The 15,282-nt window shown below is 70.0% G+C and carries 13 protein-coding genes and 2 pseudogenes; 9 read left to right on the top strand and 6 right to left on the bottom strand.

What is annotated here, in order from left to right; all coding sequences use genetic code 11:
* Nucleotides 1–194: 194 nt before the first annotated feature.
* Nucleotides 195–383: a hypothetical protein gene (locus tag AB0L65_RS51755; RefSeq protein ID WP_364262705.1), complete on the bottom strand. Its 189-nt coding sequence runs from the start codon at nucleotides 381–383 to the stop codon at nucleotides 195–197.
* A gap of 64 nt (nucleotides 384–447) precedes the next feature.
* Here AB0L65_RS51755 and AB0L65_RS51750 point away from each other — a divergent pair, with 64 nt between their 5' ends.
* The 6 genes and pseudogenes from AB0L65_RS51750 to AB0L65_RS51725 all read left to right on the top strand — a co-directional run bounded on the left by AB0L65_RS51750 (nucleotide 448) and on the right by AB0L65_RS51725 (nucleotide 5,430).
* On the top strand, nucleotides 448–921 hold the full coding sequence (locus AB0L65_RS51750) for a dihydrofolate reductase family protein (RefSeq protein WP_364262702.1): 474 nt from the start codon (nucleotides 448–450) through the stop codon (nucleotides 919–921).
* 254 nt (nucleotides 922–1,175) lie between these two features.
* Nucleotides 1,176–1,433: pseudogene (locus tag AB0L65_RS51745) on the top strand (tyrosine-type recombinase/integrase); the annotation flags it as partial.
* A 94-nt stretch (nucleotides 1,434–1,527) separates the two neighbouring features.
* Nucleotides 1,528–1,743 carry a tyrosine-type recombinase/integrase gene (locus AB0L65_RS51740; RefSeq protein WP_364262699.1) on the top strand — a complete coding sequence of 72 codons (216 nt, stop codon included), beginning with the start codon at nucleotides 1,528–1,530 and terminating at the stop codon, nucleotides 1,741–1,743.
* A gap of 226 nt (nucleotides 1,744–1,969) precedes the next feature.
* Entirely contained in the window at nucleotides 1,970–2,827 is an 858-nt protein-coding gene (locus AB0L65_RS51735) for a DUF4240 domain-containing protein (RefSeq protein ID WP_364262696.1), read from the top strand.
* 807 nt (nucleotides 2,828–3,634) lie between these two features.
* Nucleotides 3,635–4,012 (top strand): nuclear transport factor 2 family protein, encoded by a 378-nt coding sequence (locus AB0L65_RS51730; protein WP_364262693.1) that lies wholly within the window; start codon nucleotides 3,635–3,637, stop codon nucleotides 4,010–4,012.
* A gap of 2 nt (nucleotides 4,013–4,014) precedes the next feature.
* The gene (locus tag AB0L65_RS51725; RefSeq protein WP_364262690.1) at nucleotides 4,015–5,430 is read left to right on the top strand and encodes an MFS transporter; all 1,416 of its coding nucleotides are present in this window, start codon (nucleotides 4,015–4,017) and stop codon (nucleotides 5,428–5,430) included.
* Between the two features lie 59 nt (nucleotides 5,431–5,489).
* Here AB0L65_RS51725 and AB0L65_RS51720 read toward each other — a convergent pair whose 3' ends face one another.
* Nucleotides 5,490–6,164, bottom strand: a complete 675-nt coding sequence (locus AB0L65_RS51720; protein ID WP_364262688.1) for a TetR/AcrR family transcriptional regulator — start codon at nucleotides 6,162–6,164, stop codon at nucleotides 5,490–5,492.
* An 88-nt stretch (nucleotides 6,165–6,252) separates the two neighbouring features.
* Here AB0L65_RS51720 and AB0L65_RS51715 point away from each other — a divergent pair, with 88 nt between their 5' ends.
* Nucleotides 6,253–7,383: an NAD(P)/FAD-dependent oxidoreductase gene (locus tag AB0L65_RS51715; protein ID WP_364262685.1), complete on the top strand. Its 1,131-nt coding sequence runs from the start codon at nucleotides 6,253–6,255 to the stop codon at nucleotides 7,381–7,383.
* A gap of 419 nt (nucleotides 7,384–7,802) precedes the next feature.
* Here the strand turns inward: AB0L65_RS51715 and AB0L65_RS51710 are convergent, their stop codons facing one another.
* Nucleotides 7,803–8,435, bottom strand: coding sequence for a TetR/AcrR family transcriptional regulator C-terminal domain-containing protein (locus AB0L65_RS51710; RefSeq protein ID WP_364262682.1), 633 nt, complete (start codon nucleotides 8,433–8,435; stop codon nucleotides 7,803–7,805).
* Between the two features lie 339 nt (nucleotides 8,436–8,774).
* Between AB0L65_RS51710 and AB0L65_RS51705 the strand changes: the two genes are divergently transcribed.
* Both AB0L65_RS51705 and AB0L65_RS51700 read left to right on the top strand, forming a co-directional pair.
* Nucleotides 8,775–9,734 (top strand): zinc-binding alcohol dehydrogenase family protein, encoded by a 960-nt coding sequence (locus AB0L65_RS51705; protein WP_364262679.1) that lies wholly within the window; start codon nucleotides 8,775–8,777, stop codon nucleotides 9,732–9,734.
* A 242-nt stretch (nucleotides 9,735–9,976) separates the two neighbouring features.
* Nucleotides 9,977–10,192, top strand: coding sequence for a hypothetical protein (locus AB0L65_RS51700; protein WP_364263047.1), 216 nt, complete (start codon nucleotides 9,977–9,979; stop codon nucleotides 10,190–10,192).
* Nucleotides 10,193–10,205: 13 nt separating this feature from the next.
* Here AB0L65_RS51700 and AB0L65_RS51695 read toward each other — a convergent pair.
* From AB0L65_RS51695 to AB0L65_RS51685, 3 genes and pseudogenes are all read right to left on the bottom strand, one after another.
* Nucleotides 10,206–10,391 (bottom strand): annotated as a pseudogene (locus AB0L65_RS51695) (cytochrome P450); the annotation flags it as partial.
* Nucleotides 10,392–10,552: 161 nt separating this feature from the next.
* A complete protein-coding gene (locus tag AB0L65_RS51690; protein WP_364262676.1) occupies nucleotides 10,553–15,058 on the bottom strand; it encodes a polymorphic toxin-type HINT domain-containing protein in 4,506 nt (1,501 codons plus the stop codon).
* 38 nt (nucleotides 15,059–15,096) lie between these two features.
* Nucleotides 15,097–15,282, bottom strand: a 186-nt coding sequence (locus AB0L65_RS51685) for a hypothetical protein (RefSeq protein WP_364262673.1), incomplete at its 5' end; no start/stop codon positions are given.

The raw sequence follows: 15,282 nt of genomic DNA, 5'->3' as shown, positions 1-15,282 counted from the left end.
GGACAGCACCGCCATCGATCGCTTCGACACCAGCAGCCGACGCCGAAGACACCGTGCAGGACGCGTTCTTGCGTCTGCTCCACCTGGTCGGCCAGGCCGCGACCGCTGGCCGGCGACCCACGAGCAGGCCGCCGGCATCTGCGCCGCCGTCGCCCCTGTCCACGCGCCCGCCCACCTTGACCCTGCGGCCCTGATCATCTTGTGGGCCACCGGCAGCCGAGGACGACGACGATCCCGACCGGGTGCGCCACGGCCTGGACGAGCTTGCCAGCGCCCTGGACCGCCTCGCCGAGCAGCACAATCTCCTGCCGGAATCGGAGGTCCTCGCCCGTGAACTCGACTACATCCGAGCCCTCGACGACTTCGACCGCGACCTCGGTCATCGTCGCGGACGAAAATGACCAGCCCGGACCGCTGTTCGACTGGTTGTCCAGCGGTGACGTCCCGTTGGACGAGAGCGGCGAGCTGAAGGTGTCGCAGACGTCCTACGACTACACCCGGACGTACTGGGACCGGATCGGAGTCACGATCGCCGGCCGCCACGTCTTCGACCTGACGGACGGCTGGGACGGGAAGCCGCCGAGCGGCATCGACCACGTGGTCGTCGTGTCGCACCGGCCGATGCCCGAGGGCTGGGACCCCGAGGCGCCGTTTCACTTCGTCGACGGCGTCGAGGCAGCCATGGCCAAGGCGCAGGAGCTTGCGGGTGACCGCATGGTCGAGGTCGCCGCTGGCGACGTCGGTGGCCAGGTGCTTGCCGCGGGCCTGATCGACGAGGTGCGCATGGACGTCGTACCCGTCGTGTTCGGGTCCGGCAAGCGCTACTTCGGGTCGGTCCACGCGCAGCACCTGTTGGAGGATCCTGACGTGATGATTCAGGGCAACCGGGTGCTTCACCTGCGCTATCGGGTGCGCCGTTGACCGATCTGAGCGGGTACGCGAAGAAGTCCACTGCGAACGGTGACACAAGATCGGGCCTCCGGCTGCGTTTGCGCATCGCTGTCCCTGGCCGGGCAGCCGACGCCGATCCGCCCCAGCACCTCACCTGCGGCAAGTTCAACTCAAGATCACTGGTTGCCGGTTTCCGTCGTATCTTGGCCGACCCCCGAACGGACTTGGCCTGAGCGTGGCCTCGGGACTTTGGGCCCGATCAACGCGCCGACGCCCCCAAGCTCGTGCCCCGCGCCCTGGACGCCCGCCGGCAGAAGCGCTACCTGCGCGCTGTCGAACGCCGCCCCCTCGCCCGCGACCGCGCCATCGGCCGGCTGCTGTTCTACTCCGGCGTCCGGGTCGCCGAGCTCGTCGCTCTGGACGACGACGTCCCGCTGTCGGCGTGCAAAGGCAAGGTCATCGTCCGCTCCGGCAAGGGCGAGACCTCCCGCGAGATCCCGCTCCTGGACGGCACCGCGCGGACCTCCATCACCGAGTGGCGCACCGACCGCGCCTCCTGGCCCGGCGCCGACACCCCGGCTCTGTTCCTCAATCGCCGCGGCGGGGCGTCTGTCGGCCCGGGCGGTCGCCCAGCTCGTGGACGAACTCGCCACCGACGCCGACATCCTCGAGGACGCGGGCGCCCTCGCCCTTTCCGCCCACATCCTGCGGCACACCTTGGCGACCGACCTCCTGCGCGCGGGCGTGGACATCGTCGTCGTCGCCGAACTCCTCGGCCACCCCCGCCTCGACACCCTGCCTACCCACGCCGACCTCGAAGACGCCGTCAGCCATCTCCCCACCGATCAGTAGGGCCACCGCTGACCTGGGCGAACTCAATCGCGTGTACCTGGCTGCACGAGTCTTACCGACACCCCGTCTTGGTCACCAAGTGTCGCACCGGAATGGCATTCGTCCATCGCTCACGTTGTTCGCCACCAGCGCTCTGCGCCAGAGCGTATCGGCGGCGCGCTGCCTCCGACGGCCCAGTAGGCGGCGGGTAAGCGGGAAGTCCTTCCGGATGCCATGATCATGGACCATGGACATCGACGGTTTCTGGGACCTGGTCGAGCGCTCCGCTGCGGAGACCGGCACCCGGCAGGCGCGAGTGGAATGGCTCGAGAATCATCTCTCCAGTCTGTTCGCTGATGAGATCGTGGACTACGACGTCTGGTTCACGATCTGCCGCAACCGCGCCTGTTCCTGGGACATGTACGCGGCCTTCTACATCACCACCGGCTACGCATCGTCCGACGGATTCGAGTATTTCGCGGACTGGCTGATCAGCCTGGGCCGAGAGGACTTCGAAAAGGCCGTCGACTGTCCCGATCGCATTCTCGAGTTGTCGGCCATGCAGCAGCTCGATGAGCTGTCGCGTAATTACCGACACGAGCGGATGAGCATATCAAGGGACGGCAGGCTCCGGCTCAAGCGGGTCACGTTTACCAGGCGCTCACGCTGGCCGGAGGGGGTTTATCCGAACTTCGAGTTGTTCGCCTATGTGACCAGGCGTGCGCACGAACGGGCGACAGGCCTGGACTCGAGCGCCTTGGGGGACGCCGTCGCGGCGCGCGGGGTCGAGAGCAAATTCCCCTTCCTGAGCTTCATCGCCCGGCCTGATGGCGAGGAATGGGATTTCGGCGATGAGGCCGAGTTCACGCGCCGGCTCCCGCGGCTCGCCCACCACTACGGCGTCAATGACGACCCGGACAAAAAGGTCTCCGAATGGTGGCCGCGATTTATGCATCGAGGCGGAGAAAGAACCCGCATCTGGTCGTTCTCCCGCGGGGCGGACGGCACGATGCAGGGCCAGATCGAGCCCTTCCTGAGCAAAGCCGATCGTCTCTTCCTGCGCTACGGGACGCTGCCGCCGGACGCCTGCCCCATGCATGGATGAGTGTGTCCGTCAGAGCGGGTCCTCTTCATGGCCGAAGCGCCTGCTACCGGCTTGTTGCGCCAGGCCGGGATCTGGTCTCCGACCTGGCACGCCACGGGGAGTCGGAGCGGCTGAGTGTCACGTACATCGTGATCGGGGCTGATAACCGTGATCCGCTACGCCGCCGGGAGCACAGAACAACCCTCGGGTCACCAGCCTGCCGCGGTGCAGAATTCGTCCCCTACGCCCGGAGCCGTTGGCCAAGGGTCGTAGCAGGCTTTCCACGGCCCTCCCTGGCGACCGACTGTGGCGGTGTCGTAATTGCCGTTCCGGGGGATGTTAACCACGGCGGTCTTGGTGCCGGCGGCGCTTCTGAGGAATAGCTGATCGCCTTCGAACGCGCCCACCGCTTGCCCGTGATAGCCGTTTCTTGTTCCACCGGTGCCGTCGCAGTACCAGAGCCGCAACGACCCCCCATGTGACCACGTGGCAGGGAGCCAGGGCGGCGGCTTCGGCCGTCGCCGGGGTCGCGAACAGCGCGGCTCCTCCGATGATCACAGAGGTGGCCGCGAGGACGAGTTTGCCGATCCGCACTCTCCTGTTTCGCGGGTTTCGGTTGGGGCGGTGGGGGATGAGCCAGGCGTTCGTGACCGCGATATGCCGGGTGGCGATGCTCGCCTCGCATTCTTTCGCCGGCTTCGGCTGAAAGAGAGTCTGGCTGATGGCGATCAATGGGCGACAGGCCATTCACCGGACATTCACCGGACATTTTCTCGCCCACGGAATTATCCGGTTCCCATTTTCGCGGCCACGCCTATGCTCGGCTTCATGACGGACACGGAGAAAGAGACGGTCTTAGGCCTGCAGCGGCAGTTCGACGAGGCCGAGTTGGCCGCGGACGCCGACCGCTTGCGCGAGTTGCTGGCCGAGGACTTCCAGTCGATCGGGCCCAAGGGGTACGTGCTCGACAAGGAGCAGTGGATCGGCCGGCACGTCCAGTTCGAGTACCACGCCCTGGACACCAGCCGGATCGACGTCCGGATGTATGGCGACGCCGCGATCGTCCGCAACGTGCAGAGCAACAAGGCGACCTCGCACGGCCGGCCGGTGGCGTTGCGGGTGCGGGTGTCCCAGGTGTGGGTGAAGCAGGAGGGCTCGTGGCGGTTGGCGGGCATCCAGTTCAGCCCGATGGCCGACGACGCGTAGCGATGACCGGATCCCGGCGGTGGGTCGCCCTCTCCGTCGTCTCCGTGGCCCAGCTGATGGTGGCTCTGGACGCGACGATCATGAATATCGCGCTGCCCTCGGCGCAGCAGGCCCTGCATCCGTCCGACGCCGACCGGCAGTGGGTGGTGACCGCGTACACGCTGGCGTTCGCGGGCCTGTTGCTGCTGGGTGGGCGGATCGCCGACTGCCTCGGACGCAAGCGGGCCTTCCTGACCGGGCTGGCCGGGTTCCTGGCCGCCTCGGCCATCGGGGGCGCGGCGGTGAACTTTCCCATGCTGGTCGCCGGCCGGGCGTTGCAGGGCGCCTTCGCCGCGGTCCTGACCCCGACCGCGCTTTCGCTGCTGGCTGTGACGTTCACCGAGCCGAAGGAGCGGGCCAGGGCGTTCGCGGTCTACGGCGCGATCGCCAGCGGCGGGGGAGCGGTCGGGCTGCTGGCGGGCGGGCTGCTGACGGAGTTCGCGTCGTGGCGCTGGTGCCTGTACGTGAACATGATCATCGGGCTGGCGGCCGGTCTGGCCGGGCTGTGGGTGCTGGCCGATGGCGAGTCCCAGGGCAGGCAGCGGTTCGACGTGCCCGGCGTGCTGCTGGTGACGAGCGGGCTCGTAGCCGTGGTGTACGCGTGCACGCAGGCGGTGACGGCCGGATGGGGAGCGGCTCAGGTGATCGTCCCGCTCGGGGCGGCCGTGCTGTTGCTGGCCTCGTTCGTCCTGTGGGAGGCGCGGGCCGCTCGGCCGCTGCTGCCCCTGCGCCTGTTGTGGGAGCACAACCGGGGCGGCGCCTGCGTGGCCTCGGGGCTGGCGATCGTCGGGCTGTTCGGCATGTCGCTGCTGCTCACGTACCACTTTCAGGAGGTATTGGGCTACTCGCCGTTCCAGGCGGGGCTGGCCTTTCTGCCCATGACGCTGGCCGTGGCGGCCAGCGCGTTCGGCATCGCCAGTCCGTTGCTGCCGCGGGTGCCCGCGCGGCTGCTCATCGTACCCGGGCTGCTCGTCACGGCCACCGGCCTGCTGCTGCTCACCGGGCTCACTCCCGAGAGCGACTACCTCACCATGATCGTGCCGGCCGAGGTGCTGCTGGGCGGGGGGATCGGCTGTGTCATCACCCCTGGGTTCAGCGTCGTGACCCAAGGCGTCGACCGCCGGGAGGCCGGAGTGGCCTCGGCCATGGTCAACACCGCCCAGCAGGTGGGCGGCTCGCTCGGCGCCGCGCTGCTCAACACGGTCGCCACCGCGGCCACCGCCGCCTCCCTGCGCGCGGGCGTTCCGCAGGCGCGGGCGCTGGTCCACGGGTACACGACCGCGACGGCGTGGGGAGCGGGGGTTCTGCTCCTGGCCGCCGCGCTGGCGGCCCTGCTGATCAACGCACCCGTCCCGGAGGCTCACGCCAGGCAGCGGTAGAGCGTCGCGGCGCGGTGGGTGACACGCCGGAACAGCCCCTGGCAGGTGGTGGTGGTCGTCTAGCGAAGGGTTGCGATGCCGGCCAGGAAGATGTCGACGCCGGAGAGGAACTGTTCGCGGTCGTCGTGCTCGCGCAGCTGCGTCGCCGCTCTCACCACGAACGGGTACTTGCCGGGGTCCAGCTGCGACCATTGTGCGGCGACGGTGGCCAGGTGGGCCGAGCGGTCCGCCTCGCCGGAGGCAAGAACCCGGGCGTTCGCGGCATTCTGCCCGGCGACTCCGAGCACGTAGTTCACGAGCGCGCCCGCGGCATCGAAAAGTGCATGCTCGGGAACGCCGAGCGCATCGAGCAGCCTGCCGATGCACTCGTAGATCTCCAGCAGCGCGGGACGCCACGGCTCCCGGGAGAGTTGAGCGCCGACCCAGGGGTGCGCGTCGATCGCGTCGAACAGGCCCGATGCGACGGTACGTAGAGCTTCCCGCGGCTCCGTATCGATGACCACGCCCGTCATCACGCCGGCCATGACGTCGCCGGTGGCCGCCGCGAGCAGGTCGCTCTTGTTCGCGACATGGTGGTAGATCGCCCCGTAGCCGGTGCTCAGGCGAGTGGTGAGCGCACGGAAGGTCAGCGCGGTCTCGCCACCGTCGTCGAGAATCTCGGTCGCGGCCTTGACGATCAGCTCCTTGGACAGCCCGTCCGCGCGCCGCGGGGTCCGCTGAGCCTTGTTCGCCATGGTCGCATTATTGCACCTTTGGATCGTCGATCCAAAGTCGTGCTAGCTTGATTGGATCGTCGATCCAAACCCCTCTGGAGGGAACATCATGACGACACCGGTCACGATCATCGGTGCCGGCCTCGGCGGTCTGGTGCTGGCCCGCGTCCTGCACGTACACGGCATCCCCGTCACGGTCTACGAGGCGGAGCCCTCACCGGCCGCGCGCCGTCAGGGCGGGATGCTCGACATCCACCCCTGGAACGGCCAGCCGGCGCTCGAGGCGGCCGGCCTGATCGAGGGGTTTCGCGAGCTCGTCCTGGAGGGCCGCGAGTCCTACCGGGTCCTCGACCGGAAGGGGACCGTGCTGCTCGACCGGCCCGATGACGGCACGGGCGAGCGTCCCGAGGTGCAGCGCGGCGAGCTGCGGCAACTGCTGCTCGATTCACTTCCGAACGGCATCGTCCGGTGGGGGTGCAAGGTCACCGGCGTGCAGACACTGGACGAGGGCCGCTACAAGGTGGGCCTGGCCGACGGCACCACCGTCGTCACGAGTCTGCTCGTCGGCGCGGACGGCGCGTGGTCGCGGGTCCGTCCGCTGCTCTCGGGCGCAACCCCCGAGTACGTCGGCGTCTCGGTCATCGAGACGTTCCTGTTCGACGGTGACACCCGCCATCCCGCCACCGCAGAGGCGGTCGGCGCCGGATCGCTGTTCGCGCTCACGCCGGGTAAGGGGATCCTGGCTCATCGGGAGAGCGGCGGAACTCTGCACAGCTACGCGCAGCTGGTGAAACCACAGGACTGGCTCGCCGGCATCGATCTCACCGATGCCGCAACCGTGACCGCGCGTGTCGTCGAGGAGTTCGACGGCTGGGCTCCCGAGCTCACCGCCCTGATCATCGACAGCGACACCCCGCCGGTCCTGCGCCGCCTCTTCACCCTGCCGACCGGACACCGCTGGGATCGAACATCGGGCGTGACCCTGCTCGGCGACGCCGCCCACCTCATGCCCCCGAACGGTGAAGGCGCCAACCTGGCCATGCAGGACGGCGCCGCACTCGGCCAGGCCATCGCCACCAGCCCAGACGACGTCGAGGCCGCACTCGCCGAGTACGAACAAGCCATGTTCACGCGCGCCGCCGCCGCTGCCGTAGATGATGACATCTACACGATCATGTTCGGCGACGACGCGCCCCACAGCATGGTCGCCATGCTGGCCGGAGCCGAGCAGGGTTCATGAACTGCGGCACCCCTGCGGTGTGGTCAGGTCGACCCGGCGGGGTGCCGGGAGCTGGAAGACCTCCTCGGCTGCTGCCCGACAAGTCGAGATCGACCAGGCTGGGCCGAGGAGAAGATCGAACCGCCGACTCCAGGCTGGATCGAACGGCTCCTGGGCGCTGCGGAGTCGAATGTTCGAGCGGCACTTCACCGAGGTGACCGTGGAGCGGCTGAGCGCCGAGTCGATCACGAGCCCGGATCCGCGGTCAGCGTGGCGACGGCCGCGCACAGCAGCCGGACACTCCGTACGAACTGCTCATCCGGGGTCGTAGCGAGGCGCTTCCGCGAAGGTCATCGGGAGGCCTTCCGGCAGGGCTTGCTGTGTTGAGCGACTCGGGGTGCTCGTGCCAGGGCTCACTCGCCTGCGGAGCGGCTGACTGGTCAGGACGTGGGGCCGGACTGCGCGGCAGGACCATGGATGATCTGTTCCAGGCAGTCGCGGAACAGATCGTCGACGGTGCGGCCAGCCTGGAAGTACTCTGTCACGCCGGCCATCACGGTGGGGTACGCCGTGGCGTAGGCGGCCATGTCGAAGCCGTCCAGGGCGTCCGCGTCGGGGCGGCCGGCCTGTTCCTCCAGGACGTAGCCGACGGTGAAGCGCAACACCGTCAACACGATCAGGCGAGCCTGCCGCAGGGGAATGTCCCGCCCGACCAGTGTGCTCATCGCCAGTTCGGAGATGGCGGCCATCTTGAGGGACAGCTGGGAGGCCGCGATGATCCGGGCTCCGTCCGGGTGGGCCAGCAGCGCGCGGCGCAGCCGCCCGGCCAGGCCGATCAGCCAGTCCTGCCAGCGCTCCTCCGGCGCGGGCGACGCCAGCTCGGGGAACTGCTGCTCAAGAATCGCCTCGGCGATCGCGGTGACCAGCGCCGCCTTGTTCGGGATGTGCCAGTAGAGGGTCGGCGACTGTACGCCGAGCCGGGCGGCCAGTTTGCGCGTGGTCACGCCGTCGAGACCCTCGGCGTCCAGTAGCGCGACGGCCTCGGTGACGATCCGCTGCTTGTCCAAAGCCAATTCCGGCACCTCCCTTCCGGAGTCTATCAGTGATAGAGTTCTCTATCAGTGATAGAGTTCTCTATCAATGATAGAGACTCACGTGCCAGAGGAGGCAACGATGAGACACCAGCACTCGCTTCGCGACCTACTGCACTGGGCGACCCATCGCATTCCGGGGGTTCCCGCGCACATCGAGCGGCCTGTCGGGCACCAGGGCCAGGCCCGCCACGGGTGGCGGCGCTCGCTCACACACCACCGTTCGCACCACCACGGGCTCAACCACTCTCCGGCCCGTCCGCCTCGCGTCCTGGCGGCGTGGCAGACGCGGATCGCCCGCTTGTTCGGGCAGGAGCTGGGATGAAGGCAGCGGTGCTCCACGAGGTCGGCGGCATCCCGCGCTATGAGGACTTCCCCGATCCGGTGGCCGGCGACGGCGAGGTGATCATCGATGTCAAGGCGGTCGCCGTCGAGAACGTCGACAAGGCGATCGCGGCCGGCACGCACTACGCCAGCGAGAAGTACATCGGCCGGCTTCCGGTGATCCCTGCCTTCGACGGCATCGGCGCCCTCCCGGACGGCACGCTCGTCGGGTTCGGCAACATCCGCCCGCCCTACGGCGCGCTCGCCGAGAAGGCCGTGGTGCCCCAGGGCTCCTACATGCCGATCCCCGACGGCATCGACCCGGCCGTGGTAGCGGTGATGGCCTCGGCCGTCACCGCGATGTCGATGAAGACGGCCGCGGGGTTCGTTCCCGGGGAGACAGTGCTGGTGCAGGGCGCCACCGGGGTCGCCGGGCGGCTCGCGGTCAAGGTGGCCCGGCTGCTGGGCGCCGGCCGGATCGTGGCCACCGGCCGCGACGACAACCAGTTGCGCGAGGTCCAGGCCATCGGAGCGGACACGGTGATCAACACCGCGGTCTCCGACGAGGCGCTGGCCCAGGCGTACCTCGACGCCAGGGGGGACGGCTACGACGTCGTCGTGGACTACCTGTGGGGCAGGCCCAGCGAGATCCTGCTGCGCGCCCTGGTGCCGCGGTCGTTCGCGTTCGGCAAGCCGACCCGGGTGGTCCAGATCGGCGAGTCGGTCGGCACCGAGGTCGCCATCGCCGGGTCGAGCCTGCGCACCTCCGGCGTGGAGATCTACGGCGCGGCCAAGGGCCTCGACCCGCAGACCATGGACGAGGTGTACCAGCAGGTCGTGACGTGGACGCGGTCCGGCGAGCTCACCTTCGAGGTGGAGAAGGTCCCGCTGAGCGACATCGAGACCGCCTGGCAGCGAACCGACCTCAAAGGCAGGCGACTCGTCGTGGTGCCATGACCGGCCCGCGCCCACGACACACCAGCGATGATCACCGGTCAGCGTTCCGTCTCCGAGCGGCGGTGCTCAGCCCCAGCGGCCGCAGGCGACGATCCGGGACCCCGCGAGGCGATCACATAGCGGCCTTATGCAGCTGAGATGGGGCGTGACCCATCAGAGACAGTCGGGCCACGTCCTCCTCCCTTCACCAGCACGCCCTGAGCCTGCTGCCCGAAGCCCGTCCGTCGATCGGCCCGCCACATATGCGTGCCGTCCAGACGTACTTCGCCGAAGAGGTCGAGCCGCTGGTCCTGGCCGTCCGCGACGCCAACGCCGCCGGACGGGCGCTGACCGAGGCGACGACCGCCTCGGTCGAGACCCTCGCGGCGCACCGCGCGCTGCTACGGCGGCACGCATGTCGGGAGCGTTCACCGCCGACATCGCCGTACGGTTCATGGGGCCACTGGACATCGTGCTGAGCAGCGGCCGGGCGATGTCGAGCAGATCGGGCTCGCCCCAGCGCGCCGGGTCCCGGTCGGCCTGAGCGAGACAGACCGCCACGGTGTCGCCCGCAGTGATGAGCGTCTCGCCGACGCGGACGTTCTCGATGGCGATGCGGGTGACGCCTCGTTTGAAGACCGTCAGGTAGCGCAGCAGTTCCTCGATGGCGGCGTCCATGAGCGAGGGGGTGCGACGCAGGAGCTCGAGCTGGCGCGGGTGGTGCAGCAGGGCGAAGACGCTCAGGGCGATCATGTGGGCGGTGGGCAGGTGCCCCGCGGCAAGCATCAGCACGGCGGCGCCCGCCCTCGTCCGGGACGAGGGCGGGCGCCGGTCTCAGCTCATCCGTTCAGAGGCGGTGGAGGCTTCGGGAACACCCGGACGACCTGGCCGTCCTGGGTCATGTAGAAGTCCACGTTCACTCCCCAAGGGCGGGCGTCTGTCCGGTGTGCCGTACGGAGCCGCCCCATCTCCCAGACGGTCCCGAGATCGCTCCCGTCTTTCACGTCCCTCCACGATTTGATCTTGTCGGCCCGTGTCAACAGGGCGGTCATCGCCTCGTCGGCTGTCGTGGCGAGCCGCGTCAGATCCTCGTCCACGTAGACGCCGTCGAGGCTGATGGACAGCCTGTACTCCCTGTTGGGCACCACTCGGTCGACCACGCCCATCCAGATGGGCATGCCGTCACCGTGCGGTATCGGTGCTCCGAGCACGTCCCCGTTGACGGTGAACGCGGTTCCCGCCGTACCCTCCCTGTTCAACCGGGCGGCCAGGGCGTCGGAGTGCCGGCCGATGCCGAGAACGAGGTGGTCGCCGCTCCTGACGACTTCATCGACGGTGATGCACTCGTTGTGTACGAGGACCGGTGTGGAGCCCGCGTACACGTAGTACGTGTGGTCGGTCTCGACCTCGAAGTTGTACACGTCCACCGGCCCGTCGGCGGCGGACACGGCCTGGACGCGTTCGGCCGCGCCGGACGGGTTCTGGAGCGCGTCACCAGGACGGAGGTCCTCTGCCGGAGTCCATCCCCTGCCCTGAACCCAGAACCGGTGTCCGTCGGTCGCCGACAGTGTCCCACCAGCTGTGGTGATCCGCACCAGCGAGTCCACCGACCGGTGGAACAACCGGGCGACCTTGCGCAGAGTCCGCCGGCCGGTCGTCGGATCGGCCGACCACACCCGATCCCCGACGCGTATGTCCTCGATCCGCCGCGGACCGTCCTCGGTGTCCACCAGCGTCCCGGCCGGGAAACACTGGCCGACCGCCAGGGCCCTGCCCACGGACTGCTCAAGACCGGAGATCGCCGGGGCGGACAGTCCCGAGGTGTACCGCAGCCGGTACAGGGCCGCGCCGAGCGACGCGCCGCCGCGCAGGGCGTTGCGCACGTCCACCGCGTACCTGTATCCGGCCGAGATCATCGGCGGGACGACGATGCCGCCGATGGCCCAGGCGCAGTTGGCGGTCGATCCGCCCGTGCCGCTCACCTTGCGCCAGCAGCCCACGTAGTCGTGAACCAACGCGTTGAAGAAGCCCTGGATGACGGCGCGGCTCAGCTCCTTGCCGTCGATGTGCTCGCGCTTGGTGAAGCGCACGTCGAACGGTCCGCTGCCGAGATAGTCGAGCTCCAGGGTCCCGGGGCAGTCGGCGATCCCGTGGCCGGACGAGGTGCAGGTCAGCAGGAAGTAGTTTTGCGTCCCCCACATGTGGTGCTCGAGGTCGATGTCGCAGCCGCCCGACCACCCGCTGCTTTCGCAGTCGCTCTTGGGGTTGATCTCGTACCAGGGCTCGTACGTTGTGGCGATCACCCCGGGCAGGCCCGTAGGCCCCTGCTCGGAGGCCCGTTCGGACTCGCGTTGCCGGTTCGCCGCCTCTTCCGCGCGCCGGGCGGCGTCCTGGGCCTCTTGCGCGGCCTCGCGTGCGCGGGCGGCCGCGGCCTCGGCGGTCGTCGCGTCCTTCTCGGCCTGGGTGGCCACGTCGCGGGCCTTGGCGGCGTCGTTCTCGGCCGCGGTGGCGGCCTCCCGCGCTGAGGCGGCGTCCCGTTCGGCCTCGTCGGCCGAGTCGCGGGCCTCGCCGGCGTAGTCCTCGGCGGCGGTGGCGGCCGAGTCGGCGGCCGCGGCGTCGGCGGTGGCCTGGCGGTCGTACTCGACGGTGTTGGCCTCGGCTTTCACCGCCGCCTTGGCCGCCGCTGCAGCCTCGGCCGCCGAGGCGCGCGCCTGGGCGAGGGAGGCCACGGCTCTGGCCGCGGACTGCGCGGCTTGCGCGGATGCGGTGGCGGCCGCCTTGGCGTCGGCGTCGGCCTGCTCGGCCAGTGCCGCGGCCTCCTTGGCTGCCTTGTCCGCCTGGGTGGCCTTGGCCTGGGCGACGGCGGCCTGCTGGGCGGCCAGCGTCTTGGACGCCTGCGCGGTCAGCACGGCCAGGCCCGCCGAGGCGTCGGTCTCCTTGTACGGGGAGCCGAGCTCGATGGCGTCGTTGGCCGGCTTGATCACCTGGACGGACGAGTCGCGGGCGGCCAACGCCGCCTGGGCGGTGGCGTAGGCGAACCCGGCGGTCTTGACCGCGCTGGCATGCGCGGCGTCGGCCTCCTTGCGCGCGATGACGGCGTCGATCTTGGCCTGGACTGCGTTGGCCTTGGCGGTCTTCGCGTACTGCTCGGCGTCACGGACGTTGATGGAGGCGTCCCATGAGGCCTTGATGGCGTCGGCCGCCGCAGCGTGTGCCTTCGTGACCTGCGCGTTGGTGACCGCCACGTCCCGCTGGGCCGCGTCGGAGGCTGAGCGCGCCCGGGCCGCGGAAGCTTCCGCCTTGGTGGCCGCCTCGCGGGCGGCGGACGCGGCGGCGGTGGCCTGGTCGGCGGCGGCGCGGGCGTCGGTGGCGGCGGCCGTAGCCCGATCGGCGGCCGAGCGGGCCTGGGTGGCCTCGGTCCTGGCGCCCTCGGCGGCGTCGGTGCCCTCCACAGCCGCGGCGTGCGCCTCCGCTGCCGCGGCCTTGGCCACCGCGGCGTCCCGCTGCTCCTCGGCCTGCAGCGCGTCGTTGCGCGCCGTGACAGCCTTGCGTTCGGCCTCCAGCGCCTCGTTCTTCTTCCCAGCTGCGGCGTTGCCCGCCGTCTGGGCGTCGCTGAGCGCGTTGGCGGCCGTCTGCCGTTCGGACTGGGCCCGCTGTTCCGCGGCGGCGGCGTTGGCGCGCTGCTCGGCGGCGATGTTCTTCTGCCGCTCCGCGTTGTCGCGCTCGGACTCGGCGATCTCCCGCTTGGCGCGGGCGTCGGCGGCCGCCGCCTTCGCCGTCTGCTCGGCGGCCTCGGCCCTGGCCTGGGCGTTCTTGGCCTTCGTCGCGTTCTCGGCCGCGAGAGCCGCCTGCGTGGCGGCGCCGTCGGCGGCGGCCTTGGCCTGCGCGGCGGCCTCCTCGGCGGCCATCCGCCGGAACTCCGCCCGCGAGGCGTGCGCCTGCGTCTCGGCCAGCGCCATCAGCGTCTTGCTGTCAGCGGCCGAGGCCCGGGTGGCATTGCCCGCGGTCTCGGTCGCCTTGGAAACGGCCAGCGTGGCGGCGGCCGAAGCGCGGGCTACCTGGACGGCCTGCTGTCCGTACAGCAGGCCGCGCCCCCGTGGCAGCCCGGCGGCGTCGGCGATCGCGTACGCCGCCTGCTGTGCGACCATCGCCGCGGCGGCGTGCCGCTGGGCCGACTGCGCGGCCCGCGAGGCCACGAACACCCGGCCCAGAGCCATCGCCTGGGCCTTGACGATGTCGGTCTTGACCTTGGCGAACTCCGCCGCGCTCGGGTAGGACAGGTCGTCCGGCGACTGCTTGAGCCAGTACGCCTGCCACTCGGTCAGCCGGCTCGCGATGATCGACTGGCCCAGCGCCTCACCCAATGCCTGGGAGGCGACCTGGAGGTCGGCGGCGGCCCCGGCCTCCTCGTTGAGGATGGTGTCCCGCTGGGCGCGCTGGCCGTCGACCTCCTGCTGCCACTCCTGCGAGGCGGCGGTGAACTCGGCGCTCAGCACCTGGTGCGGGTCCGGCGGGTTGGCGGTGGTGCAGGAGGCGTAGCGGGCCTTGAGATTCTCGACGTCGACCCGGAACTCCATGCTGTCCGGATCGGGCGCGCCTGTCGGGAAACCGCCGCGCTCCAGGAACGCCCGCGCGTCGTCGGCGTACATGGGGTGCATGAAGGTCATGCCCTCCCACGCCTGCCGCCCCTCCTCCTGCTCGTCGTCGCCGTCGGCGGGATAACGCTCCGCCGCGATCTTGTTGACCGCGTCCACGGACTCCTTGGCGGCCCGCGGGGTCTGGTCGGCGTAGAAGTCGTCCTCGTGCTGCCAGTACTGGTTGGCGATCCAGGAGAACAGGCCCACCTTCCTGAACGGGTTGTCCTCATGCTTGATCCACTGGAACTCGGCGTCCGTGTAACCCTTCGGGGGCGGGACGGCGAGCGACTCCTCCCAGACGTAGTGCCGGCCGTCGAGCTCGTCCAGCTTGGCCCCGGTCCGCTCCTCGTCCTGGTCGAAGGCGGCGTGCAGCGGGGTCGGCGGGTCGGCCCAGTACTCGTCGGCGGCGTTGCGCAGCAGGACGTCGTCGGTGCCGCCCAGCCCGGCGCGGGCGACGGCCTTCATGTCCTGGCCGCCCCTGCGTTGCGCGGTGGTGAGCAGGCACTGGGCCGCGCGGACCGACGCGGCGTGCGCGAGGTCGTACTCGGCGGCGTCGGCGAAGGCGGCCGCCGGACCGGCGCCGGGCAGGGGTACGAACTGCACGCCGGCGATCACGACGGCGGTGGAGGTGAAGGCCGCTGCGGTGGCGCGCAGCCGGCCTAAAAGAGGGCGCCGGGCACGGCGCGAGGAAGAGGCGTTGGTGAGCATGGTCAGCTTTCAGCCGTTGGTTACGGGGACGGGTGCGCTCAGAAGAAGGCGTTGAAGGCGTTCCAGCCCGCGTTGCCGATCTTCTCCTTGGCGGCGAAGGGGGCCGAGGCGACGCCGGTGCCCTTGAAGAGCCAGAGCGCGCCGGCGGAGTCGCGGGCGATCAGGTCGGCCTTGCCGTCCCCGTTGTTGTCGCCGGTCGAGACCAGCGCGGTGTAGACGTCCCA

Source organism: Nonomuraea sp. NPDC052116 (assembly GCF_040680035.1).
GTDB classification, from domain to species: domain Bacteria; phylum Actinomycetota; class Actinomycetes; order Streptosporangiales; family Streptosporangiaceae; genus Nonomuraea; species Nonomuraea angiospora_A.
Note: the sequence above shows the minus strand (reverse complement) of the source record. Positions and strands in the feature narration are given on the sequence as shown.